Origin of the sequence: Leucobacter sp. M11, from assembly GCF_035726885.1 — a bacterium.
Taxonomy (GTDB): domain Bacteria; phylum Actinomycetota; class Actinomycetes; order Actinomycetales; family Microbacteriaceae; genus JAPFRB01.
On record NZ_JAPFRB010000003.1, the window covers coordinates 540,854 to 542,253 of the forward strand.

The following is a 1,400-nucleotide window of genomic DNA, read 5'->3' on the forward strand; positions in this document are numbered from 1 at the left end:
CCCTGCGGCGCGGCCTCACGCGGCGCAAGCGCCGGCAGCGCTTCTTCGCGGGCATCGTCGCGATCGCGTTGCTGCTCGGGGTCGGCTCCGGGGCGCTGCTCAGCGTCCTGAACCCGGGCGGCTCGGAGCAGGGGACGACGCTGGAACAGGTGGAGGGCGCCGAGGACGGCATGCGCGTCACCGCGCAGGTCCCGGGCGGGGGCGAGGCGACCCTGTCCTGGTCCGCGCGTCAGGGCCAGGCCGTGCTCATCACCGAGGGCATGAGCGCGCCCGACGGCGGCGGCAGCTACGAGCTCTGGCTCATCCGCGACGCCACCGCGACCTCGGCGGGCACCTTCGTGCCGGAGGAGGGCCTGAGCGCGGTGCCCATCATGGGGGTCCTTGCCCCGGGCGACACCGTCATCGTGACCGAGGAAGCCGCGGACGGCTCGGCCACGGGCACGCCGAGCACCGAACCCCTGCTCACCTTTGCGGTCGACGCGGGGGAGCGCACGAGGGGCGACTCGGACGGCATCCCGGCCTAGCGGAGCCGAGCGGCTACTCCCGCGCCGTGATCCCGAGCCGGTGGGCGAGCAGGACCGCGTGCACCCGGTCCCGCAGGTGCAGTTTGGCGAAGATGCGGTTGATGTGGCTCTTCACGGTCGCGGTGCTCAGGAACAGCCGGTCGGCGATCTCGCCGTTTGTGAGCCCCGTCGCGACCGCGAGAAACACGTCCAGCTCGCGCGGGCTCAGCGCGGCCAATTGATCCTCCAGGGAGTCCGGTGCCTCCAGGGCGTCCGGCGCCCGGCCCGCGGCAGGCTCGGGAGCCGGGGATACCGGCGGACGCACCGAGTCAGCCGGAGCAGCCGAGCCGATCGGATCGGCCGCGCCAGCGGGACGCTCCGTGAAGTGCTCGATCAGGCGGCGCGTGATCCGCGGCGCGACGACCGCGTCCCCGGCATGCACCGTCCGCACGGCGGCGACCAGCTCCTCCGGGGCGGCGCTCTTGAGGAGGAACGCGCTCGCCCCGGCGCGCAACGCCCCGAAGGCGAAGCGGTCCAGATCGAAGGAGGTGAGCACGAGCACCGGGGCCCCCGGCGTCTGGCTCGTGAGGCGACGGGTGGCTTCGATGCCGCCGATGCCGGGCATCCGCACGTCCATCACGATCACGTCCGGGCGCATCCGTTCGGCCAGGGCGATGCCCTCCTCTCCCGTGCCCGCCTCCGCGATCACGGAGATGCCCGGGTCGCTGCCGAGGGAGAGCGAGATGCCGAGGCGGGCCAGCGGCTGATCGTCAACGAGCAGGACCCGGATGGGCGCGGGGGCTGGGTTCGCGGCGTCGGCGCTCATGCTTCGCCCCGGATCGGGATGCTCGCCGTGAGGGCCCAGCCCCGCGCGAGGGGGCCCGCCTCGGCGCTGCC

Annotated in this window: 2 protein-coding genes; one reads left to right on the top strand and one right to left on the bottom strand. The window is 74.2% G+C overall.

Translation table 11 applies throughout. The annotated features are described in order from the left end of the window. The coding region (locus OOT08_RS10935; protein WP_325092671.1) for an anti-sigma factor at nt 1-524 on the top strand (524 nt) is incomplete at its 5' end. A 13-nt stretch (nt 525-537) separates the two neighbouring features. Here OOT08_RS10935 and OOT08_RS10940 read toward each other — a convergent pair. Beyond that, nucleotides 538-1,329, bottom strand: a complete 792-nt coding sequence (locus OOT08_RS10940; RefSeq protein ID WP_325092672.1) for a response regulator transcription factor — start codon at nt 1,327-1,329, stop codon at nt 538-540. Nucleotides 1,330-1,400: the final 71 nt, after the last annotated feature.